A 21548-nucleotide genomic window follows, 5' to 3' on the forward strand; every position below is an offset into this window, starting at 1 on the left:
CCATTCAGCTCTCGGTAACGGGGTCGAGGCCCTCGGCCTGCTCCAGCGCCATGTTCGCCTCGGCGGCCGAGGCGTCTCCCCCACCGATCAGGGCCGTGACCTCCTGCGCGCTGAGACCGTCCAGGGCGGGGGTCGGCACGGGGGGCGCGTCCGGCAGCACCTCGGGCATCGGCCCCTGCTCGGCGGGCTGGTGGACGGCGGTCGGCTCCTCGCGCACGCTCAGGGCCGGATTGACGGGAAGCGGGGCGTGGTCCTCGGGTGTGTGGTCGTTTGGGGTCATGCCTCAGCATCGGCCCTGCAGGTCAACGGCAGCTGATGTTCTGGTCAAGGAACCGTGATGAACTGATACCCGATGCGCCGCCTGCTGCCCCTGCTCCTGCCCCTGCTGCTCTCGGCCGCGCCTGCTCCGTCTGCTTCTGGCGTGCGGCTGGCGATCCTCAGCGACTTCAACGGTTCCTACGGCAGCACGGCCTATCCTGCCGCGCTGGGCCGCAGCGTCCGCCGGATCGTGAACGAGTGGCAGCCGGACATGGTGCTCTCGGCCGGTGACCTGATCGCGGGGCAGCAGGCCCGCCTGAGCGACGCGCGCGTGCAGGCCATGTGGGCGGCCTTCGACCGGGACGTGCGGGCGCCCCTCCAGGCAGCCGGGATTCCTTTCGCCTTCACGCTGGGCAACCACGACGCCAGCCTGCCCCGCGACCGCCGCGAGGCCGCGCGGTACTGGGCCGCCCACCAGCCGCCGCTGACCTACCAGGAGCGGTCGGCCTTTCCCTTCCGCTACACCTTCACGCTGGCCGGAGGCTCCGTGTTCGTGGCCGTGCTGGACGCCAGCGGGCCGAGGGTGGACGAGGCACAGCGAACCTGGCTCGCGGCGCAGCTCGCCTCGGCCCCCGCCCGCGCGGCCGGCATCCGCCTGGTGGTGGGGCACCTGCCGCTGGCCGGGATCAGCCGCGAGAAGAACCGGCCCGGCGAGGTGATCCGCGAGGCCGGGCCGCTGCGCCGGGTCATGGAGCGGGCCGGGGTGCTCGTGTATGTCAGCGGGCACCACGCCGCGTACTACCCGGGTCGGCTGGGCGGGCTGAACGTGCTCGCCAGCGGCGGCATCGGCGGGCGCGACTACGTGGGCTTTCCCGGCACCGCCCGCTCGACCCTGACCCTGCTGACGCTGTTCCCGGCGCAGCGCCGCGCCACCTTCGAGACCGTGGACGCCGAGACCGGCGCCCCCATCCAGACCGAGACCCTCCCGGCCCGGCTGGACGGACTGGGAGGGCCACTGGAGCGGGTGGGCGAGTTCCGCTGACCCAGCTGCGGAGTTACTTCGGCATCAGCTTGTACAGCTCGATCCCACGCGCCGTGCGGTCTTTGAAGCCCTTCCAGGAGGTGTCGTCGGCCTTGGGCGTGCCGTCGGCGTTGCGGCTGGACTTCGCGTTGTTCGACACCGGCACCGGCACGTTCAGGTAGGCCGCCGCGCCCGCCTCGCCCTTGAGCTTGAGGTTCAGGAAGGCGGTCACGAAATGCTGGTTGAGGTTGTTCAGGCGGGCCATGTCCCAGGCGGGCTCGGCGTAGTGCATGTAGTCGTCGTAGTTGCTCAGGGAGGCGGCCGGGGGCGGGTTGGGCGCCGAGTTGTGCAGCGCGTTCTGGTACACCACCATGTAGCGCTCGGCGTTCACGGCGTTCTCGAACAGGGGCTTCACGCCGCCCTCGTAATAGGACACGTCGTCGCGGTCGCCGACGACGAACATGGTGGGCACCTTCAGGCCCGCGAGCCCGGCATCTTCCCAGAAGCCGTATTTGCCGCCGAAGTTTACGCCGATGCCCCGCACGGCGGCGTCCCCGCCCCAGGGCGCGAAGGCCACGACCGCCTTGATGCGTGGATCGACCCTGTACGCGCCGGCCTGCCGCTGCGCGAAGGCGCCGCCCGGCACCAGCGGCGCCATCTGCGGGCCGTACCCGGCGCCGGCCGCGTTCAGGGCGCCGTAGCCGCCCATCGAGTAGCCGACCACAGCGGTCTGGTCAGCGTTCACGACGTTGCTCAGGAACGAGCCGCTGCCCGCCGTACCCAGCCGGGCCATCTCGGCCAGCACGAAGTTGTCGTCCAGCGCGCGGTTGACCAGGGTGCTGGCGAACGCGGCCTTGTCGCCGTGCGTGGAGTCGGTGTGGTCGATGGACGCGACCACGTAGCCCTTGCTGGCGAGGTTCTCGCCCAGGTACGACATCAGGTAGCGGCTGCCCGGATAGCCGTGCGAGACGATCACCAGCGGGAAGGGGCCGCCCTGCACGGCGGGGGCGTCGCGGGTGGCGCGGCCGGGAATCTCGAAGGGCGTGTTCGGCCGCTTGGGATCGCCCGGGCCGCTGCCCAGCACGTCCTTGTAGGTGGTGCTGCCGCTGCCGCTCGCGCCGGGGGCCGGGTACCAGACCTCCACGGTCAGCGGGCGGTCGTAGCGCGCCAGGGCGCCTTCCTTGGGCGCGCGGGCGATGTCCAGCTGGCCCTTGCTGACGAGATTCAGGGTGCGGACGCCCACGGCGTACTGCCCGCGGGCAGCGAGCTCCGGCGCGTCGGGCCGGGTGTCACCGGGAACGCTCATGGGGGCCGGCACCGTCTGAGCTGGCACTGTCTGGGCGGCTGCCGGAACCAGCAGGAGAGAGGCGCTGAGCGCAGTCAGGATTAAGCGGAGCCCGGATCGGTTCATGGGTCGACCTCCAGGGCGCGTACATCTGGTACGCGCCGGTGAACAGTTGTTCAGTGCAAGGCACAGCCTACCGTTCCACCGCTCCGTCAGCGCTGGATCAAGAACGGGTTAAGAAAGCGTTTCCCCGGCCCCGGGCCCGGCCATCTGTCCCGCGTTCAGATGGTGCAGCTCGATTCCGACCGCCGTGCGCGCGGGGAAGCCCGGCCAGGGAGCGTCCGGGGAAGCGTCGCTGGCGACCGGGGTGGGCACCTGCAGATAAGGGGCCGCGTCCTGTTGCCCCTTCAGGTGCAGCCCCAGGAAGGCCGTGATGAAGTGCTGGTTGAGGTTGTGCAGCCGCGCCGTGTCCCAGACCGGCTCGGCGTAGCGCAGGAAATCCTCGGCGCTGATGGGGCCGGGGATGGCCGGGGCCGGGTTGCCGGCGATGTTGTGGCGCGCCCCCCGGTACACCAGCAGCGAGCGCTCGGCGTTGACCGCATGCTCGAACAGCGCCTTCACGCCGCCCTCGAAGCCCGACACGTCGTCGTGCTCGCCGGCAATGAAGAGGGTGGGCACCCTCAGTCCGGCCAGACCGGCCGCGTCCCAGAACCCGAACGCCCCCCCGACCGGGATCCGGGCCGCCTTCACGGCGGCGCCTGAGCCCCAGGGTGCCAGGGCCACGACCGCGTGGATGCGGGGGTCGGGCCGGATCGCGCCCGCCTCCCGCCCGGCGAGCGCCCCGCCGGGCACCAGCGGCCGCACCTCCGGGCCGAAGCCGGCGCCAGCGGCGTTCAGCGCGCCGTAGCCGCCCATCGAGTAGCCGACCACGGCCGTGCGCGAGGCGTCCACCGCGCCGCTGAGCGGTGAGTCGCCCCCCGCCGCCCCCAGCCGATCCAGTTCAGCCAGCGTGAACAGGATGTCGGTGGGCCGGTTCAGCAGCGTGACCGCGAAGTGGCCCATATCACCGAAGGTGCTGCCGGTATGGTCGATGGCGGCGACCACGTAGCCCTTGCTGGCCAGATTCTCCGTGAGGTTCGACAGGAAGTATCGGCTGCCCGGATAGCCGTGAGACACGATCACCAGCGGGTACGGCCCCTCCGGTTTCACGGGCGCATCTCGGGTGGCGCGGCCGGGCACGCGGTACGGCACGGGCGGCGTGCTGGGAATCACGTCCTGGTAGACCATCGCCCCGCTGCCGCTCTCGCCGGGCGTGGGATACCAGACCTCGACCGTCAGGCGCCGATCCGTGCGGGCCAGGGTGCCGTCCGGGGCGGGGCGGGTCACGTCCGGCTGGCCCGGGTTGACCAGTGAGAGGGTGTGGACGCCGACAGCGTGGGGGCCGCGCGGCGCGAGAGCGGGAGCGTCCGGGCGGGCGTCCCCCGGCACGGAGGCCGGAAGGGGCGGGGTCTGCGGGCCGGATTCAGGAACCATGTCCGCAGCATAGGGTGACCCAGAGGACAGGGCTTAAAGCAGCACGACCTGCACGTCGTCGCCCACCGCCACCGGCTGGCCCTCGGGCACGATCACCAGCGCGTCGGCGTCGCTTAAAGAGCGCAGGATGCCGCTGCCCTGCTGGCCGTAGTCGTGTACCTGCCCGCCCCGGATCACACCGCGCCAGAAGGCCGCCTTGTCGCCCAGGGCGCGGAAGGGCGTGGCGGCGCGCAGGGTCAGGGCCTGGAGGGGCTGGCCGGTCAACGCGGGGCGCACGATGACGTGGAACACCACCAGCGAGCTGACCGGATTGCCCGGCAGGCCGATCACCGGCAGCCCCTTCCAGCCGCCCAGGATGGCCGGGCCGCCGGGCCGCATGCGCACCTTCCAGAACGCGACCCGGCCATGATCGATCAGCAGGTCGCGCATGAAGTCGTACCGGCCCATGCTGACGCCGCCGCTGGTGACCAGCAGATCGGCGCCGCCCGAGCGCGCGACGGCCTCCTCCAGCGCCTCCACGGAGTCCGGCGCGTGGCCCAGCATGACCACCTCGCAGCCGCATTCGGCAAGCATGGCGGCCAGACCGTAGCGGTTGGAGTCGTAGACCTGACCGGGCCGCAGGAGCTGACCGGGCTCGACCACCTCGTCGCCCGTGCTGAGCAGCGCCACCCGGAAGCGGCGGCGTACCGGCAGCGTCTGGTGCCCCAGCGCGGCGGCCAGCGCCACGCGCGGCGCCGTGAGGGGCAGCCCGGCCGCCATGACCTCCTCGCCGGCCCGGAAGTCGCCCCCCTCGCGCCGGACGTCGCCGGGGCTGGCGGGCCGGCGCAGGAGGACATGCTCCGGGCCGTCGTCCAGCAGTTCCTCGACCGGGCAGATGGCGTCGGCGCCGGCCGGCATGGGCGCCCCGGTGTAGATGCGCGTGCATTCGCCCGGCCCGACCGACGCGGGGAAGGGCAGCCCGGCCCGGCTCTCGCCCACGACCCTCAGGCGGGCCGGGGCGCCGGGTGTGGCGCCTAACGTATCGGCCTCCCGGCAGGCGATCCCGTCCAGCGCGCTCTCGGTGGCGCTGGGGTGGCTGACCAGGGCTCTGAGCGGCGCGGCCAGCGTGCGGCCCAGCGCGCCTTGCAACGGCACGGTCTCGTGGCCCGGCGGGGAGAGCAGCGCGGACAGCATCTCGCGGGCCTGCTCGACGCTGACATGCATGGGAAAGTCACGGCTGGGATCGGCGGGAGGGGTCATGAAGGCAGGATAGGCGCCGGGCGAGGGCGGGGCGCCCCACTGCGGCCTACCATGAATGGCAGATGCACGGACGGACGCTGATCAGGCGGGCGGTGAGCGCGGCACTGTGGACTGTGGGCCTGTTCGGACTGGGCGTGCTGGGGATGTGGTGGGCCGGCTGGCTGCCCTGGCCGCTGGCCGGAGAACGCCCCCCGTCGGCGCCTGTCCAACCTGTGCCTGTCCAGATGGCGCCCATTCAGGCGGCGCCCGTGCAGCCTGCACCGGAACAGACAGTGCCTACCCCTCCCCTGCCGGAGCCGCAGCCCGAGCCGGCGGCTCCTTCCGTCGCCGCCCCTCCTTCAGCCCCGCCGGACGATCTGCAGGGCGAATCCGCTCAGCCGACCCCGCCGCCGACAGCCCCATCAGCCCCCCTGGACGACCTCAACCAGTTGCGCCAGCTGGCTGGACTGAGCCTCGTGACAGCCGAGCCCGCCTGGGCGGCCGGCTGCGCGGCGCACGCCCGCTATCTGGTGGGGGTCGACCGGGGCGAACACGCCGAAGACCCCCGGCACCCCCTGTCCTCACCAGAGGGAGTGGACTGCGCCCCCGGCCACTACTTCGTGTCGTCTCAGCCGGACTCCGGGGCCGAGCGGGCTCTGGGCTACTGGGCGACCGGCGCCTTTCATCTGCCGCAGCTGCTCGACCCGCGCCTGGGCCGCGTGGCGCTGGGCCTCGCCCACGACAGCCGGGGCGGGGTGCAGTCGGCGGCGGTGCTGGACGTGCGCCGGGGCCTGAGCGGCGCGGCCCGCTACCCGGTGCGCTTTCCGCAGCCGGCGAGCTGGAGTCCGTTCAGAGCCAGTGCCGCCTCCGAATGGCCCGATCCGCTGCCGGGCTGCGCCGGCTACGACCACCCGGTCGGGCCGCCGGTCGCCCTGCTCCTGGGGCCGGACACGGAAACCGGTGGGGCCGGGGGCAGCAAGGCCGAGGTGAGCGGAGCCGCGCTCAAGGTAAACGGCCGTCCGGTCGCAGCCTGCCTGCTGACCGCCCAGACCTTCCAGGGCGCATCCGCGACCGAGACGCGGGTGGGCCGGGGCGTGCTGGCCGCCCAGGGCGCCGCGATCCTGCTTCCACGCCAGCCGCTGCCCGCCGGGGCCGAGGTTCGCGTGAGCTTCCGCACCCCGGCCGGGCCCGTGGCCTGGAGCTTCCGGGTGGAGTGATGCGGGCTCCGAGCCCACCCCGCACAGGTGCGGCTGGGAGACGGCCAACGGGACTCGCAGAGGTACTAAGCAGAGCAAGTGACAGGACGGATATTGCGAGCAGCCAAGCGTTTTCACGGACGCTGCACCGGCCAGGACGATGGACGTGCATCCGGTGTCGTCCGTGATGGACGGGAGTGGGACGGCAGTTCGTCTGAGCCGGTTCCGGGCGAGGGCGTCTGATGAAGCGAACCTGAACTCCGCTCTCTGCGGGCCGGGCGGAAAGGCTCCTGGCGCGCGGCGAGCCGGGGCAGGGCGCCGTGCCGCAGGGCAAAGCCATGAATTCGGACAGTCCGCCCCCGTGGATCAGGGGGTACACTCCGGGGGCATCTGGCGCCGGGATCACCTGGCGCAGAAATGGAGAGCCCATGAACATCACTCAGGACAAGGTTGTCGAACTCGATTACAAGCTCACGGTGGACGGCGAGGTCATCGACCAGAGCGAAGCCGGCGAGCCCCTGACCTACCTGCACGGTCACAGCAACATCATCCCGGGTCTGGAAAAGGCGCTGGAGGGCCGGGGCGCGGGCGAGAGCCTGCAGGTCACCGTGCAGCCCGAGGACGGCTACGGCGAACGCGACGAGGACAACGTCGAGGATCTGGATCGCACGGATTTCGAGGACGACGTGGAGATCGGCGCGACCTACTACGCCCAGTCCGAGGACGGCTCGGTGATTCCCTTCACCGTCATGGCCGTGAACGGTGACACCGTGCAGGTCGACTTCAACCCGCCGCTGGCCGGCATGACCCTGAACTTCGACGTGAAGGTGCTGGCCGTGCGCGAGGCCACCGCCGAGGAACTCGACCACGGGCACGCCCACACCCCCGACACCCACGACCACTGAGTTTCCTTCCCTTCGACCGCCGCCCGCTGACTGCCGGGCGGCGGTCGTGCCTGTTCCGTCGAACCTACCCCCGGCCATCCGCCGGGAGTAAGCTGAACCATGCTGCAGGGCATCTGGCAGGCCATCGACGACCGCCGCTTCGAGCAGGCGGAGGCCCTGCTCCGGTCGGATCAGGACGTGCTGGTCAGCCGCGCCGGACAGATGGCGCTGGGCTACCTGCTGGCCCACACGGCCCGCCAGGACGAGGCCCGGAGCGTGTTCCAGACCCTGCGCGACGCCCACCGGGACGACCCCTGGGAGCACATCGCGGTGCATCAGCTGGCGCGTGTGGAGCGGCTGGCCGGTCAGCACGGGCGCGCCCTGGCCCTGCTGGGCGAGGAACGAGCGCTGGTGGAGGCGCTCGACGACCATGCCCACGAGCTGGCGGTCAACGCCCTGGAACAGGCCCGCAACCTGCGCGCCCTGGGCCGCCTGGAGGAAGCCCGCGCCGCCCTGGACGCCTGTGAGCAGCACGCCGGCCCGGCCGACCCGGAGACGCTCGCCCGCGCCGAACGCGAACGGGGTGAACTCAGCCGCGCCCAGGGCCACGCAGGGGCCGCCCGCCTTCACTTCGAGCGGGCCATCGCGGCCTACCGCGAGGCGGAGGACGAGGTGGGCGCGCGGGAAGTGGAGGAGCTGATGGAAGAAAGCTGAAGGCAGTCGGCTTTTGACCTGGCCATCTGCCATCTGCCCTCAGCCATCAGCCTTTAAGGCGTGAGCCGGTGGCGGTCGCGGGGGAAGGCGCGGGCGTAGCGCACGTTGCTGATGCCCAGCAGCTTGGCGGTCAGGCGCTCGGCGCCGATGGCGAAGCCGCCGTGGGGCGGCATCCCGTACTTGAAGACCTCGGTGTAGCCGGCCAGCGACTCGGGACTGAGCCGGTAGGCCGCGATGGAGTCCATCAGCATGGCGTGGTCGTGGATGCGCTGGCCGCCCGAGGTGATCTCGATGCCCCGGAACAGCAGGTCGAAGCCGCGCGTGATCTCCGTGCTCGGGGTGCCGTCGGCATTGGCGTCGGGGTGGGCGTAGAAGGGCCGGGCGGCGCGCGGGTACTTGGTCACGAACACGAAGTCGGAGCCCTGCTCGGCGTAGTGCTGGCACAGCAGCCGCTCGGCCTCGGGGTCGAGATCCTTGCCGCCGACCGCGTGGCCGTACTTCTCGGTGACCAGCGCGCGGGCGTCCAGCAGCGTGATACGCGGGATGTGCGCCGGCACCTCGGGAATGGTCGCCCCCAGCAGCGTGAACTCGGCCTGGGCGGTGGCCCGCAGCCGCTCCATGATGGCCGCGAGCAGACGGTTTTCCAGGGCCATCACGTCCTCCTCGTCCTCGATGAAGCCCATCTCGACGTCCAGCGAGAGGTATTCGTTGAGGTGGCGGGAGGTGGCGTGCTCCTCGGCGCGGTAGACCGGCGCGACCTCGAACACGCGCTCGAAGACCCCCACCATGATCTGCTTGTAGAGCTGAGGGCTCTGGGCCAGGAAGGCGGCCCGGCCGAAGTAGTCGATGGGAAAGAGGTTGGCGCCGCCCTCGGCCCCGGCCGACACGATCTTGGGCGTGCTGATCTCGGTGAAGCCCTCCGCCATCAGGTGGTCGCGGAAGCCCGCCACCAGCTCGGCCTGCACCTTCAGCGCGGCGCGCTCCTTGAGGCCGCGCACCGTGACCACGCGGTAGTCCAGCATGGTCTCGGGGTTGACGTGCCACTCCATCTTGGGAATCTCGACCGGCGGGGGCTCGACCGCCGCGCTGATGACCCGGAACTCCGCGATCTGCACCTCGAAGCCGCCCGGCGCCTTGGGGTGTGCCTTGACGGTGCCCACGACCTCGACCGAGCTCTCGGCCAGCGGCAGATGCAGGCCGCTGCCCACGCACTGCGTGACGCCGCTCACGTCGCGCAGCACCACGAACTGCACGCCGCCCAGGTCGCGCCGGGCATGGACGAAGCCCTGCAGGCGCACCTGCTGGCCGTCGTGGGCGCTCAGGTCGCGGGTCAGGGTGCGGGGCAGCCGGGCACGGGGGGTCTCGGGTTGGACTTCGCTGGTCATAGGTCTCCTTGGCTTCACTGAAAGCCCCCGACTCCGTGGTGGGGTCGGGGGCGCGGTACGGCGGCGTGACGTCCCCTAGCAGGAATCGTCATTCAGGGTGTCGTTCGCCGCGAACATGCCGGGAAGTGTAGCGGCCCGGAGCAGGCAGGGTCAAACCCAGGGGCTAGGCAGGGCGTCTGGAGGACGAGGGGGCGAGCCCCGATGACGATCTCTCCTCTCATCCTTACCAACCGTCTGGACGGTATGTTGACTTCATGGCACGAACCCGTGATCCAGAACAGACGCAGGCCCGGCTGTTGCAGGCCGCCGCCGAAGCTGTGCTGGAGCTTGGCCCGACCTTCTCGCTGGACGCCGTGGCCCGTGCCGCTGGGGTCAGCAAGGGCGGGTTGCTCCACCACTTCCCCAGCCGGGAGGCGCTGGTCACCGCCCTCACGCGCGACCTCCTCCGCCGCTTCACGGCCCGGGTGAGCGCCATCCACGGCTCCGGGGAACCGCAGCCAGGCGCGTGGCTGAGGGCCTACATCGAGGTCAGCTTTCAGGAGGACGCCCAGGAGCGGGCCCTGATCCTGGCGCTCTCGCCCCTGTTGAACGCCACGCAGGTGATGGAGCAGCTGGCGCCGGAACTGGCCGAGCCCGTGCAGGCTGCGCGCACCGATGGCGTGCCGGGCGGCCGCGCCCAGGCCGTGCGCCTGGCCTGCGACGGGTACTGGTCGGGCCAGCTCGTCCTCGCGACGCGCCTGGACGCCGCCGAGTCGGCCGCCCTGAAAGAGGAGCTGCTCTCGTGGACACGGTAGGCCAGGCTCCTGGAGTGAACGGCACGCCGCATCCCGGCCCCGGCTGGGAACGCCGCTACTGGGCCGTGTTCATCGGGCAGGCGCTCTCGCTGATCGGCTCGGCCATGACCCAGTTCGTACTGCTGTGGTGGATCACCGACACCACCGGCAGCATCGCGGCGCTGAGCACGGCCGGGATGGCGGCGCTGCTGCCCCAGGCGCTGCTGGGGCCGCTGGGCGGCACGCTGGCCGACCGCTACAGCCGCCGCACCCTGATGATCGTGGCGGACACCGTCAGCGCCGCGTGCATGGGGGTGCTGATCTTTCTGTTCGCCACCGGGCAGGAACAGCTCTGGCACGTCTACCTGATGATGTTCGTCCGCAGTTCCATGCAGGCCTTCCAGGGGCCGGCCGCCGCCGCCAGCACCGCCATGCTGGTGCCGCCCGAGTTCCTTGACCGGGCCGCCGGGCTCAACCAGACCCTGCAGGGCATCATGACGGTGGCCGCCGCGCCGCTGGGCGCCCTGGCGATCTCGCTGATGCCGCTGGGCGCGGCCCTGTCGATCGATGTGGTCACGGCGCTGCTGGGCGTGGTGCCCCTGCTGATCTACCGCATTCCGCAGCTCCGTACCCCCAGGGATCAGCGCCGCTCGATGTGGGCCGAGTTCCGCGAGGGCGTGGACACCGTCTGGCGGCACCCCGGCCTGCGCCGCCTGTACGGGCTGCTGGGTCTGGTGGTGCTGACCATCATGCCGACCTTCACCCTGACGCCGCTGCTGGTCAAGGCTCATTTTGGCGGCGGCGCCGGGCAGGTCGCCCTGATGGAAGGGCTCTCGGGGGTCGGGATGATCGTGGGCGGGCTGCTGGCTGTGACGCTGGCGCCAAAAAACCGCATCCTGACGGTGCTGCTGGCCCTGGCCGTGTCGTGCGCCGCGCTGGCACTGACTGCGCTGGCACCGGCCCAGGCCTTCTGGCTGGGGGTGGTGTGGTGGGTGCTCAGCGGCGTGACCTTCTCGTTCGGCAACGCGCCCCTGACCGCGCTGCTGCAAAGTGGCGTGCCCAACCAGTTGCAGGGGCGAGTGCTCTCGCTGCTGAGCACGGTCATGGGCCTGGCCGCGCCAGTGGGGCTGGCGATCGCCGGGCCGCTGGGGCAGCTTATCGGCGTACGGGGGCTGTTCGTCGTGGGCGGCGCGCTCAGCGCCCTGGTCTGCCTGCTGGCGCTGCTCTCGCCCGCCCTGCGCGCCCTGGGCCAGCCCCAGACCAAGGCCGTGCCCAGCGCCCCGCTATCCTCGGAGACATGACCCCGTTTCTGGCCCGCCCGCGCTCCGTGCTGTTCGCCCCTGGGAACCGGCCCGAACTGATCGCCAAGCTGCCGCGCTCCGGCCCCGACGCCGTGGTGATCGATCTGGAGGACGCCATTCCCGGCACCGCCGGGGCCAAGGCCGGCGCCCGCCCGGTGGCCCGTGACGCGGCGCGCGATCTGGTGGCGGCCGCGCCGCATCTGGCGGTGTTCCTGCGGGTCAACGCGCTCCATTCGCCCTATTTCGCGGATGACCTGGGCGTGCTGACCCCGGAACTGGCCGGCGTGGTGGTGCCCAAGCTGGAGTCGGCAGCGGACGTGGAGGCGGTCGTGGAGGCGCTGGAGGCGCGCGGCCTGAGCCTGCCCCTGCTGGCTGGCCTGGAGACGGGGGCCGGCGTGTGGAACGCCCGCGAGATCCTGGCCCACCCGGCGGTGCGCTGGGCCTACTTCGGCGCCGAGGACTACACGGCCGATCTGGGCGGATCACGCACCCCCGGCGGGCTGGAGGTGCTGTACGCCCGCTCGCAGGTGGCCCTGGCCGCCCGGCTGAGCGGCGTGCCGGCGCTGGACATCGTGGTCACGGCGCTGAACGACGAGCCGGCCTTCCGCGCCGACGGTGCGCTGGGCCGCGCGCTGGGCTTCGTCGGCAAGCTGTGCATCCACCCCGCGCAGGTCGCCCTGGCGCACGAGCTGTTCGGCCCCACGTCGGCCGAAGTGGAACGTGCCCGGGCACTGCTGGATGCCGCGCACGAGGCTGCGGCCAGCGGTCACGGCGCCTTCAGTTTCGAGGGCCAGATGGTGGACGAACCGATGCTCGTCCGGGCGCGGGCGCTGGTGAGCAGTGGAGACGCTGCAGCAGAAGCAGGAGGCCGCCCATGAATGAAGACCTGAACCGCCCCCAGGGCCGCTATTTCGAGGAACTGCCGCCCGGCACGCTGATCCGCCACCGCAACCGCCGCACCGTCACCGAGTCCGACAACATCCTCTTCACCACGCTGACCATGAATCCCCAGCCGCTGCACCTCGATCACGAGTACGCCGCGCAGACCGAGTTCGGCCGCCCGCTGTTCAACTCGATGATGACGCTCTCGCTGCTGGTCGGCCTGAGCGTGCACGAACTGAGCCTGGGCACCCTGATCGCCAACCTGGGCCTGACCGACGTGGTGTTCCCGAAGCCGGTCTTCCACGGCGACACCCTGCACGCCGAATCCGAGGTGCTGGAGGCGCGCGAGAGCCGCACCCGGCCGGGTCAGGGGGTCGTGACTGTCGAGCACCGCGCGTTCAACCAGCACGGCGACCTCGTGGCCCGCTGCACACGGACGATGCTGATGCAGAAGCGACCTTGAGGGGCAGGAAAGCACTCACCTGATTCTCGGCCCGTCCGTGCTGAGCCGCTTTGTGGGTGCGTTCAGGGGCAGGTGGTGGGCGCCGAGTGTCTGGTGAGTCGCTCAGCCGGACAGGTCAAACTCCACCCCAGGCTCGCCGCACCGATCCACACCCTCGCCCAGCGGAGCGCTCCTGCCTCCCATGATGCTCGAAGGAGCCGCTGGCGGATCGGAACAGGAACCTCCGGTCAACCCGCCCGCTTGAGCTTGCCCGTCCTCTTCGCCCACGTCTCGGCCTTCCCGAACACGAACAGCCCCAGCGGAATGGTGACCGCCCCGAACACCAGCAGGATGCCCAGCTCCGGCAACACCGCGCCCAGCGACACCCCCGGCGCGATGGCGCTGCCACCGCCGTCCACCCCCAGGATCTTGCGGCAGGCGTTCAGCGCGTAGGTGGCGGGCGACAGCGCACTGATCGGCTGCAGCCACGCCGGCAGCACGCTCACCGGGTAGTACACGCCGGAGATCAGCAGGAACACGGCCTGGATGATGTTGGTGGCCTGCGCCCCGTTCTCGGTGCTCATGACCGGCAGCACCGCCGCCATCAGGCCGATGCCCATGAAGCCCAGCGAGGCGACCACGAACACCACGAGGCACTGCAGCACCTGGGTGAAACTGGCGCCGATGTCCACGAACAGGCTCATGAACACGAACACCAGCACGCCGCGCAGCAGGGCGTAGGCCCCCGCGAACAGGCTCACGCCGACCAGATGCGTGAGGCGGCTGACCGGCGCCATGAAGGTGTACTCGATGGTGCCCTCCCAGCGCTCGTAGCTGATCGAGTTGGCGATCTCGCCGAACAGCCGGCCCAGGAACGACCACATCACCGCGCCCAGCAGCAGGGTCAGCGTCAGGCGCGGATTCTGCGCCGCCACGCCGATCAGCATGATCGAGGCGGCCGAGACCATGTCGTAGAAGGTGAAGACCAGCACCCACGACCAGTAGCGGCGGGTCAGGTGGTAGTCGCGGAACACGAAGGCCAGCGCGGCGCGCAGCTGGTGGGCCAGCGTGCCGGGCGTGGTGCGGGCCGGATCGGGCGCAGGGGTGGGCACGCTCATGGGGTGGGTTCCTCGTCTTTCGCCAGATCCTCGCCGGTCAGCTCGATGAAGGCGTCTTCCAGCGTCTTGCCGGGGCCGGCCAGCGTGCGGAGTTCCTCGGCGGTGCCCTCGGCGACGAAGCGGCCGCCGCTGATGAAGGCGATCCGGTCGCACAGCCGCTCGGCCTCCGGCATGTCGTGGGTGGTCAGGATGATGGTGGCGTCGTGGACATCGCGCAGCTCCAGCACGAACTCCTGCACGTCGCGGCGGGACTTGGGGTCGAGGCCGGTGGTGGGTTCGTCCAGCAGCACGACCACCGGGCTGGTCAGGAAGGCGCGGGCGATGGCGACTTTCTGCTGCATGCCGCGGCTCATCTCCTCCAGCGGCTCGAAGAAGGCCTTGTCCTTCAGGCCCAGGCGCCGCAGCGTGACCAGCGCCCGCTCCTCGGCGACGTGGCGCTCCAGACCGTAGAGCTGCGCCGAATACAGCAGGTTCTCGCGCGGCGAGAGCTTCTTGTAGAAGGCGGCGTCCACCGACACGCGGTTGAGCAGCCGCCGCACCTGCGCCTCGTCGTGCACCACGTCCAGCCCGAAGATGCTGACCGTCCCGGCGTCGGGGATCAGCAGGGTGCTCATGGCCCGGATCAGGGTGCTCTTGCCGCTGCCGTTGGGGCCGAGCACGCCGTAGATCTCGCCGCGGCGGACGTGGAAGCTCACGTCGTCGACCGCGCGGCTCTCGGTGTGCACCGGCCGGAGCAGGCTGCCGCCGGTCTTCTTGCTGAAGCCCTTGACGAGGTGCTGCACGTGCAGGGCGATCTCGCGGTTACTGAGGTCGCGGGCCCTGTGGGCCATCGGATGGGGCTGAGACGCCTCTGGTAGGGGGGCGGTCAGGGTCATGGAGGTACCTCCAGGGGGGTCGTACAGGGACGAGGTCAGGCCGGACCGGGTGGGGCGGCGGGCCGTGCGCCGAGGGGCGGCCTCAGCGGCGCGGGAAGCGGATGACGTCGTCTCTCATCGCCTCACAGCGTAACGAAACCGCCCCCCCAGCGCGATACGCGTAACGGCGTAGGGGGAAGGTGGGCCCGGGAGATGGTCACACGGCCTTCCCCGCCGGGCCGCTCGACGAGTCCCACCAGGAAGATTCGCTGAATGTGCTGAAAAGTCGACCACCCAAGACCACTGGTTCACCGGCCGTCGGGCATGGGTGCACGGGCCTGAAGACTGACTGGCACTCGTTTGAAGGGAAGGCCCTACACTCCGAGAACAGCCGAATACTGGCAGGCCCCGGAGACTCCCCATTCACGTGGGGCCACTGAAGCCCCGCCGCACCGGCTGAACCTAGGGCGTCAACTGCTTCCACTGCCCTTCGGAGACCACTTCGACGGCGCCCCCCACCACCCTGATGGCGGTCTGGTCGTCGATCGCGTAGCACGGCGCCGTCATGCTGGCTGCCCAGCGTTCCGCGCCGGCCATCGAGTTTCCGGGGAACATCTCGTGGTTCAGGTGCGGGAAGATCGAGAAATCGACGACCCCGAGGGTTCGGTCGTCCGGCGCTGCCGGCCATTCGACGAAGTACCCACCGATCCGGGGCGTCATCACCATGCTCCCGGCACTCACCCCCACCCAGACGGTCTCGGGCAGAGACGGCAGGAGTGCTGCCAGCCCGGATTCCCGCATCCAGTGGCAGAGGAACGTGGCGTCGCCCCCATCCACCAGCAGCACGTCGGCTCCCTGAACCCAGGGCAGCCACCGCTCCCGGCTGATGCCCGGCAGCGCCGTGAGTTCGAGGACACCCACCGACTTCCAGCCCAGGCCACACATGGTCGCCGGGGTCTGGTCGGTGATGAAGCGCCGTACGGAGCCTGGCCCACACATCGGGTGGCCCCACTGCGCCGTGGGGATGCACAGGGCGCGGCACTCCGCGATCGGTTTCGGCAGCAGGCCGACCAGCGCCCCGTGGATGCTCGGGTTGGTGACGCCGCCGGAGGTCAGCAGAAGCTTCATGGGGTCTCTCCTTGGCCGCCGACGGCAGCAGGGGTGATCGGCGACTTCGTCGGGGTCGTGTGGGGGCGTGCCTTCTCGAATCTGCTCCCTGCAGATGACACGACCTTCATGTCAAGTCCGTTCTCGGCGGCCTCCAGTGGGGGTCTGGGGCGAGGCGATCCGTGCAGAACGTCTACCCCCTCCCATACGCTGCGATCAATTCATCCATTCGCCGATCCAGCGCCTCGTCCACCACCTGCCGCGCCGGGTCGGCGTCGTACCACGCCATGATCTCCTCAGCCCCCCGCGCAAAGGGCACCGTGCAGGCGAAACCGGGCACCACACGCTTGATCTTGGCGTTGTCGAAGATCATGGAGTGCGATTTGTCGCCCAGCAGGCCCGCGCCCCAGTCCGGGTCGGCCGCCGCGATCCGCTCGGAGGGGATGTGGACAATCTGCGCCTCGGTGCCCGCCGCCCGCGCGACCTCGTGGAAAATCCCGTTCCAGGTCAGCAGCTCGTCCGAGGTGATGTGGAAGACCTCGCCGTGCGCGTGCGGGTTGCCCAGCAGCGGCACGAAGCCCTGGGCGAAGTCGCTGTGGTGGGTCAGCACCCACAGCGAGGTGCCGTCGCCGTGCACGATCACGGGCCTGCCCTGCCTCATGCGGCTCACCACCGTGTAGCCGCCGTCCATGGGCAGCAGCGTGCGGTCGTAGGTGTGCGAGGGCCGGATGATGGTGACCGGGAAGGCCTCTTCCCTGAGCGCCCGGGTCAGGCGATCCTCGCAGGCGATCTTGTTTCTCGAATACTCCCAGAACGGGTTGACCAGCGGCGTGGACTCCACGACCGGCAGGTTCGCGGGCGGTGTCTGGTACGCTGAGGCCGAGGAGATGAACACGTACTGCCGCGTCCGCCCCCGGAACAGCGCCAGATCGGTCTCGATGTGCTCGGGCGTGAAGGCGACCCAGTTGACGACGGCGTCGAAACGCAGGTCGCCGAGGGCCCGCCGCACGGACTCCGGATCGCGGATATCGCCGTGCAGGACGTGGGCACCCTCCGGGACGGGCCGCACGCTCTGGCCCCGGTTGAGCAGATACAGCTCGGTGCCGCTCTGCAGGGCCAGTTCCGAACACGCCGAGCTGATGATGCCCGTTCCACCGATAAACAGCACTCTCATGGTTGTCCTCCCGTCTGGTCTGGGCCACTGTAGCCCGCTCGCCTCCGTGCTGCACTCCCCCGTTCGTCCTGCACTCTCCCGTTCGTCCTGCACTACAGTCAGGGCCATGAGCGATGCAGGCGGCGGCACGGCGGCGAGGGTCATCTACGACGGGCACATCGTCCGGCTGGAACTGATGGAGAACAAGTGGGAGATCGTGCGCCACCGGGACGCCGTGGCGGTGCTGGCGCTGAACGACCAGGGCGAGATGCTGCTGGTGCGGCAGTTCCGCCGCGCCGTGGACGCCTTGACCGTGGAGGCCCCGGCCGGGCTGGTGGACGACGGCGAGGACGCCGCCCAGGCCGCCCGCCGCGAGTTGCAGGAGGAGGCCGGACTGGACGGCGACATGGAGCGGCTCACCCACTTCTACGCCAGCCCCGGCTTCTGCGACGAGGCCCTGACGGTCTTCCACGCCACCAACCTGCGCGAGAGCAGGCTCCCCCACGACGAGGACGAAGAGGGAATCGAGGTGCTCTGGATGCCGCCGGCAGCCGTGCTGGACGGCCTGAAGGACGGCTCGCTGACCGGCAGCGCCTCGACCGTCACGGCGGCGCTGTACGGGGTGCTGCTCGGGCTGCAGCGTGCCCAGGCGCGGCCGTGAAGACCTATGTCTCCCCCACCCAGCGGCCCGACACCGAGACCGTGGTGGCGATCGGTTCCTTCGACGGCGTGCACCTGGGGCACCAGGCCCTGATCGCGCAGCTCAGGGCCAAGGCGCGGCAGTACCGGGTGCCCTGCGTGGTCTACACCTTCGACCCGCCGACGCGCGTGCTCACGCAGGGCGTGGAATTCCTCTCCACCCTGCCCGAGAAGCTGGATCTGCTGACCCGCTACGGCGTGGACGAGACGGTCGCCGTGCCCTTCACGCCCGAATTCGCCTCACGGCCCAAGGAGGCCTTTCTGGACGACCTGCGGACGCTGCGCCCGCGCGCCCTGGTGGTCGGCGAGGATTTCCACTTCGGCCGCGGCCGGGCCGGCGGCGTGGTCGACCTGCGGAGCGTGACCCCCGAGGTCGTGGCGCTGCCCATGCATCAGGTGAGCGGCGAGGACATCAAGAGCACCCGCATCCGCGAGTACTTGAGGGTCGGCGACGTGGACGGCGCGGGCCGCCTGCTGGGCCGCCACTACGACGCGCAGGGCGTGGTCGTGCAGGGCGACCAGCTCGGGCGCACGATCGGCTGGCCCACCGCCAACATCCAGGTGCCCGACGGCAAGGCCCTGCCCATGGGCGTGTTCGCGGTGGTGGCGATCGCTGACCCGGCGCTGGGTCACGACGGACGCTGGCATGGTATGGCGAACGTGGGCTACCGCCCGACCGTGAACGGCACGGCACGGCGCTTCGAGGTGCACCTGTTCGACTTCAGCGGCGACCTCTACGGCCAGGAGATCCAGATCAAGTTCTTCGCCCATCTCCGTGGCGAGCAGAAATTCGCTGGCCTGGACGCCCTGAAGGCGCAGCTCCAGCTGGATGCCGAGCAGGCCCGCGCCCTGCTCTGGGACGTGCGCTGATCAGCGGTTCACGGTGAAGTTCGTGACCGTCCATTCGCCGTAGCCGTCGGCGATGCCGCCGTCGCCCATGCCGCTGTAGAGGAAGGTGGGGTAGCCGCGCGCCGGGTCGTAGCTGACCCTCACCTCCGGGCAGCGGTTCGGGCGCTGATAGGCCAGCGTCTGGGCGATGGCGGCGAAGCGCTGCTCCACCGTCTGGCGGGCCAGGCGGTTGGGTTCACCGGCCTCCCCCGGCTTGAGGACGGCGGAGGTCACCCGGCCGTTCGTGACCGTCACGCGCGTCTCGGGGAACAGCACGGGCGCGGCGACCTGCCGCACGTCGTAGGCGTAGCTCCGCACCCCGGCGGCGGCCCAGCGGGCCCGGGCCGCCTGCAGCTGGCGGCTCAGGGCGGCGAAGTCCGGACGCACGTAGTCCTCGCGGCAGGTGGTATTCAGGGGCGTGACCCCTGGCTGGGCTGGCGGCCGGGCGACGGGCTGGCCTCCACCTCCTGCCAGCGCCGGGGCAGCCAGGGTCAGGGCGAGCAGGGACACGGACAGTCGGCGCAGGATCATGCCCGCAGGGTACGGAGCCGGGCTGATGGGCGGCTGAACGGGGGGTGAGGTGGCCGCCCGAACGCCCTAACCCTTCACCGGGAAGCGTCGGCCCCCGCCCAGTCGCGTCCCCCACGCCGGGCGTAGGCTGAGCGGCATGAGCGACCTGCCCTCCTCCTCCACCCTCCCCGCCGTGCTGGAATTGGGCTACTCGTTTTGCCCCAACGACACCTTTATCTTCCACGCGCTGCACGCCGGCCTGACCCCCGCGCCGCTGCCCGTGCGCGAGGTGCTGGAGGACGTGCAGACCCTGAACGAGTGGGCGCTGCAGGGCCGGCTGCCCATGACCAAGATCAGTTACCGCGCCTACTTCGGGGTCATGGAGCGGTACGTGGCGCTGCGCTCGGGAGGCGCGCTGGGCCGGGGCGTGGGGCCGCTGATCGTGACGCGCGGCGACCTGGAGGATCTGAACGGACGCGTGGTGGCCTCGCCGGGCGCGCTGACCACCGCCGAACTGCTGCTGCGGCTGGTCTTCCCGGAGGTGCGCGTGCTCCGGATGCGCTACGACGAGGTGATGCCCGCCGTGCAGCGCGGCGAGTACCAGGGCCAGCCGGTGGACGCGGGGCTGATCATCCACGAGTCGCGCTTCACCTTCCAGAACTACGGACTGCATCAGCGCCTCGACCTGGGCGCGTGGTGGGAGGGTCAAACGGGGCTGCCGCTGCCGCTGGGCGCCATTCTGGTGCGCCGCGATCTGCCGCTGGAGACGCAGCGCGCGCTGGACACGGCCGTCCGGGGCAGCCTGGAGTACGCCCATGCCCACCCGGAGGCCGCCCGCAGCTATATCCGCGAGCACGCCCTGGAGATGTCGGACGAGGTCATGCAGGCGCACATCGACCTGTACGTCAACGACTTCTCCCTGGACGTGGGGCCGGAGGGGGAACGCGCCGTGAAGGAACTGCGCCGCCGGGCGGTGGAGGTCGGCGCCGTGGCGCCCTCCACCCTGCCCCTCTTCGTGGAATGAGCGTGAGACCGGGCTTCACGGCTCCCACGACCGTTCACGGGCAGAGCGGGCTGGAAAGCTGAACACGCCGTCCGGTCGATGGATCTGAAGCGCCCGCCTCACCCAGGGCCCGGCCGGGTGCCCTGTGACCTGTGGCCAGGCCGCTGGGGCCACTGTCAAGCCGGGAACGTTCAACGTTCATGTATCTCTTCCTGAGCAGAACTTCGCCAGCCCCTGAAGGAGGGTTCAGAAAGTGTGCTGCGCTGAAATCGCCGCCCAGGGCCTCTGGGATGGTGATGGCGCATTAAGGCCCGGCCTGACCTCACGGACACCGCCGCTGACGTCGCAGGCTGTTCTGCCGTGGCATCAGTTCGGCGGGGCTCTGGATGTCGGCCGGCCGAAACGAGGTCACTATGAAACGTACTTTCTTCCCGCTGACTGCCCTGCTCTGCGCCTCCGCCCTTGCCGGAGGCGCCGACGGGCAGAGCGTCCCCGATCAGGGCACGGTCACCGTCGGCGGCGCCACGGTGTTCTACAAGGCCACCGGCAGCGGTGAGCCCCTGCTGTTCATCCACGGCTACCCGCTGAGCGGCGAGCTGTTCAAGAACAACCGCACCCTGCCAGGCTACCGCGTCATCACGGTCGATCTGCCGGGCTTCGGCAAGAGCCGGGCCCCTGGCCGCGAGGCCAGCATCGAGAACTACGCCACGACCATGCTGGGCTTCATGGACGCCCTGAAGATCGACCGGGCCATCGTGGGCGGCATGAGCATGGGCGGCATGACCCTGCTGCAGATGTACAAGCAGGCCCCCCAGCGCATCAGGGGCATGATCCTGATCGACACCACCGCCGACCCTGCCGGCATCGCCGAGGCGGCCAGCTGGCGCGGCAACGGCCAGCAGGCACAGGAAAAGGGCGTCGCCAGCCTGGTGGACGGCCTGCTGCCCCGCATGCTCACCGGCCCCAGCCGGGCCACCCTGCCGAACCAGGTCGCGCACCTGTCGGGCCTCGTGAAGGCGGCCAGCCTGAACGGCGCGGTGGGCGGCGCGAACGCCCTGGCCAGCCGCCCCGACGCCAATCCGGTGCTGCCGACCATCACGGTGCCGACCCTGATCCTCGCCGGTATCGAGGATAACGTGACCCCCAGGGAGCTGCAGCTCAAGATGAACGCCGCCATCCGCGGCAGCCGCTTCGTGGAGCTGCCGGGCGCCGGCCACGCCGCCATCTTCGAGAAGGCTCAGGCCGCCAACGCCGCCATGCTGAGCTGGCTCCGTACCGTTCGCTGACCTCACCGCCCCTGCGCCCCGAACCCCGGTTTGGGGCG

General features: G+C 70.7%; 22 protein-coding genes. 12 read left to right on the forward strand and 10 right to left on the reverse strand.

Features of this window, described 5'->3' with window-relative positions; all coding sequences use genetic code 11:
* Positions 1-4: 4 nt before the first annotated feature.
* Entirely contained in the window at positions 5-280 is a 276-nt protein-coding gene (locus tag CVO96_RS01830) for a hypothetical protein (RefSeq protein WP_103309679.1), read from the reverse strand.
* Between the two features lie 72 nt (positions 281-352).
* On the opposite strand from CVO96_RS01830, the gene CVO96_RS01835 reads away from it, so the two are divergent.
* The gene (locus tag CVO96_RS01835) at positions 353-1300 is read left to right on the forward strand and encodes a metallophosphoesterase family protein (RefSeq protein ID WP_103309682.1); all 948 of its coding nucleotides are present in this window, start codon (positions 353-355) and stop codon (positions 1298-1300) included.
* Between the two features lie 13 nt (positions 1301-1313).
* Here the strand turns inward: CVO96_RS01835 and CVO96_RS01840 are convergent, their stop codons facing one another.
* The 3 genes from CVO96_RS01840 to CVO96_RS01850 form a co-directional block, all read right to left on the reverse strand.
* Positions 1314-2585, reverse strand: coding sequence for an alpha/beta hydrolase family protein (locus CVO96_RS01840; RefSeq protein WP_341476152.1), 1272 nt, complete (start codon positions 2583-2585; stop codon positions 1314-1316).
* 213 nt (positions 2586-2798) lie between these two features.
* Positions 2799-4097 (reverse strand): alpha/beta hydrolase family protein, encoded by a 1299-nt coding sequence (locus CVO96_RS01845; RefSeq protein WP_103309687.1) that lies wholly within the window; start codon positions 4095-4097, stop codon positions 2799-2801.
* A gap of 33 nt (positions 4098-4130) precedes the next feature.
* Positions 4131-5336, reverse strand: coding sequence for a molybdopterin molybdotransferase MoeA (locus CVO96_RS01850; RefSeq protein WP_243398121.1), 1206 nt, complete (start codon positions 5334-5336; stop codon positions 4131-4133).
* Between the two features lie 62 nt (positions 5337-5398).
* On the opposite strand from CVO96_RS01850, the gene CVO96_RS01855 reads away from it, so the two are divergent.
* The 3 genes from CVO96_RS01855 (at position 5399) to CVO96_RS01865 (ending at position 8109) form a co-directional block, all read left to right on the forward strand.
* Positions 5399-6532, forward strand: coding sequence for a CAP domain-containing protein (locus tag CVO96_RS01855; protein WP_112778674.1), 1134 nt, complete (start codon positions 5399-5401; stop codon positions 6530-6532).
* Between the two features lie 407 nt (positions 6533-6939).
* The gene (locus CVO96_RS01860) at positions 6940-7416 is read left to right on the forward strand and encodes an FKBP-type peptidyl-prolyl cis-trans isomerase (RefSeq protein ID WP_103309694.1); all 477 of its coding nucleotides are present in this window, start codon (positions 6940-6942) and stop codon (positions 7414-7416) included.
* Positions 7417-7515: 99 nt separating this feature from the next.
* On the forward strand, positions 7516-8109 hold the full coding sequence (locus tag CVO96_RS01865; RefSeq protein WP_103309696.1) for a hypothetical protein: 594 nt from the start codon (positions 7516-7518) through the stop codon (positions 8107-8109).
* A 53-nt stretch (positions 8110-8162) separates the two neighbouring features.
* Here the strand turns inward: CVO96_RS01865 and aspS are convergent, their stop codons facing one another.
* Positions 8163-9494: an aspartate--tRNA(Asn) ligase gene (aspS, locus tag CVO96_RS01870; protein ID WP_103309699.1), complete on the reverse strand. Its 1332-nt coding sequence runs from the start codon at positions 9492-9494 to the stop codon at positions 8163-8165.
* Positions 9495-9748: 254 nt separating this feature from the next.
* Between aspS and CVO96_RS01875 the strand changes: the two genes are divergently transcribed.
* From CVO96_RS01875 to CVO96_RS01890, 4 genes are read left to right on the forward strand one after another with little or no spacing between them, the layout of a single operon-like run.
* Complete coding sequence (locus CVO96_RS01875) at positions 9749-10288, forward strand: TetR/AcrR family transcriptional regulator (protein ID WP_103309701.1); 540 nt, start codon at positions 9749-9751, stop codon at positions 10286-10288.
* The gene (locus CVO96_RS01880; protein WP_103309703.1) at positions 10276-11568 is read left to right on the forward strand and encodes an MFS transporter; all 1293 of its coding nucleotides are present in this window, start codon (positions 10276-10278) and stop codon (positions 11566-11568) included. Before CVO96_RS01875 ends, CVO96_RS01880 begins: the two co-directional genes overlap by 13 nt.
* Positions 11565-12446 carry an HpcH/HpaI aldolase/citrate lyase family protein gene (locus CVO96_RS01885; protein ID WP_103309705.1) on the forward strand — a complete coding sequence of 294 codons (882 nt, stop codon included), beginning with the start codon at positions 11565-11567 and terminating at the stop codon, positions 12444-12446. The genes CVO96_RS01880 and CVO96_RS01885 overlap by 4 nt, the downstream gene beginning before the upstream one ends.
* A complete protein-coding gene (locus CVO96_RS01890) occupies positions 12443-12913 on the forward strand; it encodes a MaoC family dehydratase (RefSeq protein WP_103309708.1) in 471 nt (156 codons plus the stop codon). Before CVO96_RS01885 ends, CVO96_RS01890 begins: the two co-directional genes overlap by 4 nt.
* 227 nt (positions 12914-13140) lie before the next feature.
* Here CVO96_RS01890 and CVO96_RS01895 read toward each other — a convergent pair whose 3' ends face one another.
* From CVO96_RS01895 to CVO96_RS01910, 4 genes are all read right to left on the reverse strand, one after another.
* Complete coding sequence (locus tag CVO96_RS01895) at positions 13141-14010, reverse strand: ABC transporter permease (protein WP_165795172.1); 870 nt, start codon at positions 14008-14010, stop codon at positions 13141-13143.
* Complete coding sequence (locus CVO96_RS01900; RefSeq protein WP_243398122.1) at positions 14007-14885, reverse strand: ABC transporter ATP-binding protein; 879 nt, start codon at positions 14883-14885, stop codon at positions 14007-14009. Before CVO96_RS01900 ends, CVO96_RS01895 begins: the two co-directional genes overlap by 4 nt.
* A 441-nt stretch (positions 14886-15326) precedes the next feature.
* A complete protein-coding gene (locus CVO96_RS01905; RefSeq protein ID WP_103309714.1) occupies positions 15327-15992 on the reverse strand; it encodes a Type 1 glutamine amidotransferase-like domain-containing protein in 666 nt (221 codons plus the stop codon).
* 172 nt (positions 15993-16164) lie between these two features.
* Entirely contained in the window at positions 16165-17145 is a 981-nt protein-coding gene (locus CVO96_RS01910) for an SDR family oxidoreductase (protein WP_103309717.1), read from the reverse strand.
* Between the two features lie 106 nt (positions 17146-17251).
* Here CVO96_RS01910 and CVO96_RS01915 point away from each other — a divergent pair, with 106 nt between their 5' ends.
* Together CVO96_RS01915 and ribF are read left to right on the forward strand one after the other, a co-directional pair.
* Positions 17252-17785: an NUDIX domain-containing protein gene (locus tag CVO96_RS01915; protein WP_103309719.1), complete on the forward strand. Its 534-nt coding sequence runs from the start codon at positions 17252-17254 to the stop codon at positions 17783-17785.
* A complete protein-coding gene (gene ribF / locus CVO96_RS01920) occupies positions 17782-18693 on the forward strand; it encodes a riboflavin biosynthesis protein RibF (RefSeq protein ID WP_103309721.1) in 912 nt (303 codons plus the stop codon). The genes CVO96_RS01915 and ribF overlap by 4 nt, the downstream gene beginning before the upstream one ends.
* Here ribF and CVO96_RS01925 read toward each other — a convergent pair whose 3' ends face one another.
* Positions 18694-19242: a DUF6174 domain-containing protein gene (locus CVO96_RS01925; RefSeq protein ID WP_103309724.1), complete on the reverse strand. Its 549-nt coding sequence runs from the start codon at positions 19240-19242 to the stop codon at positions 18694-18696. It abuts the gene before it with no gap.
* Between the two features lie 136 nt (positions 19243-19378).
* Between CVO96_RS01925 and CVO96_RS01930 the strand changes: the two genes are divergently transcribed.
* Together CVO96_RS01930 and CVO96_RS01935 are read left to right on the forward strand one after the other, a co-directional pair.
* Complete coding sequence (locus CVO96_RS01930; RefSeq protein WP_103309727.1) at positions 19379-20245, forward strand: 1,4-dihydroxy-6-naphtoate synthase; 867 nt, start codon at positions 19379-19381, stop codon at positions 20243-20245.
* 392 nt (positions 20246-20637) lie between these two features.
* Positions 20638-21510 carry an alpha/beta fold hydrolase gene (locus tag CVO96_RS01935; RefSeq protein WP_103309729.1) on the forward strand — a complete coding sequence of 291 codons (873 nt, stop codon included), beginning with the start codon at positions 20638-20640 and terminating at the stop codon, positions 21508-21510.
* The last annotated feature ends 38 nt before the right edge of the window (positions 21511-21548 follow it).

Source organism: Deinococcus koreensis (assembly GCF_002901445.1).
GTDB classification, from domain to species: Bacteria; Deinococcota; Deinococci; order Deinococcales; family Deinococcaceae; genus Deinococcus; species Deinococcus koreensis.

Excerpts from the sequence above, each read along its gene's own strand:
- CVO96_RS01900 (WP_243398122.1), bottom strand. The coding sequence starts at position 14,885 with ATGACCCTGACCGCCCCCCTACCAGAGGCGTCTCAGCCCCATCCGATG.
- CVO96_RS01860 (WP_103309694.1), top strand. The coding sequence starts at position 6,940 with ATGAACATCACTCAGGACAAGGTTGTCGAACTCGATTACAAGCTCACG.
- CVO96_RS01925 (WP_103309724.1), bottom strand. The coding sequence starts at position 19,242 with ATGATCCTGCGCCGACTGTCCGTGTCCCTGCTCGCCCTGACCCTGGCT.
- CVO96_RS01875 (WP_103309701.1), top strand. The coding sequence starts at position 9,749 with ATGGCACGAACCCGTGATCCAGAACAGACGCAGGCCCGGCTGTTGCAG.
- CVO96_RS01830 (WP_103309679.1), bottom strand. The coding sequence starts at position 280 with ATGACCCCAAACGACCACACACCCGAGGACCACGCCCCGCTTCCCGTC.
- CVO96_RS01910 (WP_103309717.1), bottom strand. The coding sequence starts at position 17,145 with ATGAGAGTGCTGTTTATCGGTGGAACGGGCATCATCAGCTCGGCGTGT.
- CVO96_RS01935 (WP_103309729.1), top strand. The coding sequence starts at position 20,638 with ATGAAACGTACTTTCTTCCCGCTGACTGCCCTGCTCTGCGCCTCCGCC.
- CVO96_RS01905 (WP_103309714.1), bottom strand. The coding sequence starts at position 15,992 with ATGAAGCTTCTGCTGACCTCCGGCGGCGTCACCAACCCGAGCATCCAC.
- CVO96_RS01850 (WP_243398121.1), bottom strand. The coding sequence starts at position 5,336 with ATGACCCCTCCCGCCGATCCCAGCCGTGACTTTCCCATGCATGTCAGC.
- aspS (WP_103309699.1), bottom strand. The coding sequence starts at position 9,494 with ATGACCAGCGAAGTCCAACCCGAGACCCCCCGTGCCCGGCTGCCCCGC.
- CVO96_RS01895 (WP_165795172.1), bottom strand. The coding sequence starts at position 14,010 with ATGAGCGTGCCCACCCCTGCGCCCGATCCGGCCCGCACCACGCCCGGC.
- CVO96_RS01930 (WP_103309727.1), top strand. The coding sequence starts at position 19,379 with ATGAGCGACCTGCCCTCCTCCTCCACCCTCCCCGCCGTGCTGGAATTG.
- CVO96_RS01855 (WP_112778674.1), top strand. The coding sequence starts at position 5,399 with ATGCACGGACGGACGCTGATCAGGCGGGCGGTGAGCGCGGCACTGTGG.
- CVO96_RS01885 (WP_103309705.1), top strand. The coding sequence starts at position 11,565 with ATGACCCCGTTTCTGGCCCGCCCGCGCTCCGTGCTGTTCGCCCCTGGG.
- CVO96_RS01915 (WP_103309719.1), top strand. The coding sequence starts at position 17,252 with ATGAGCGATGCAGGCGGCGGCACGGCGGCGAGGGTCATCTACGACGGG.
- CVO96_RS01835 (WP_103309682.1), top strand. The coding sequence starts at position 353 with ATGCGCCGCCTGCTGCCCCTGCTCCTGCCCCTGCTGCTCTCGGCCGCG.
- CVO96_RS01845 (WP_103309687.1), bottom strand. The coding sequence starts at position 4,097 with ATGGTTCCTGAATCCGGCCCGCAGACCCCGCCCCTTCCGGCCTCCGTG.
- CVO96_RS01840 (WP_341476152.1), bottom strand. The coding sequence starts at position 2,585 with ATGAGCGTTCCCGGTGACACCCGGCCCGACGCGCCGGAGCTCGCTGCC.
- CVO96_RS01890 (WP_103309708.1), top strand. The coding sequence starts at position 12,443 with ATGAATGAAGACCTGAACCGCCCCCAGGGCCGCTATTTCGAGGAACTG.
- CVO96_RS01865 (WP_103309696.1), top strand. The coding sequence starts at position 7,516 with ATGCTGCAGGGCATCTGGCAGGCCATCGACGACCGCCGCTTCGAGCAG.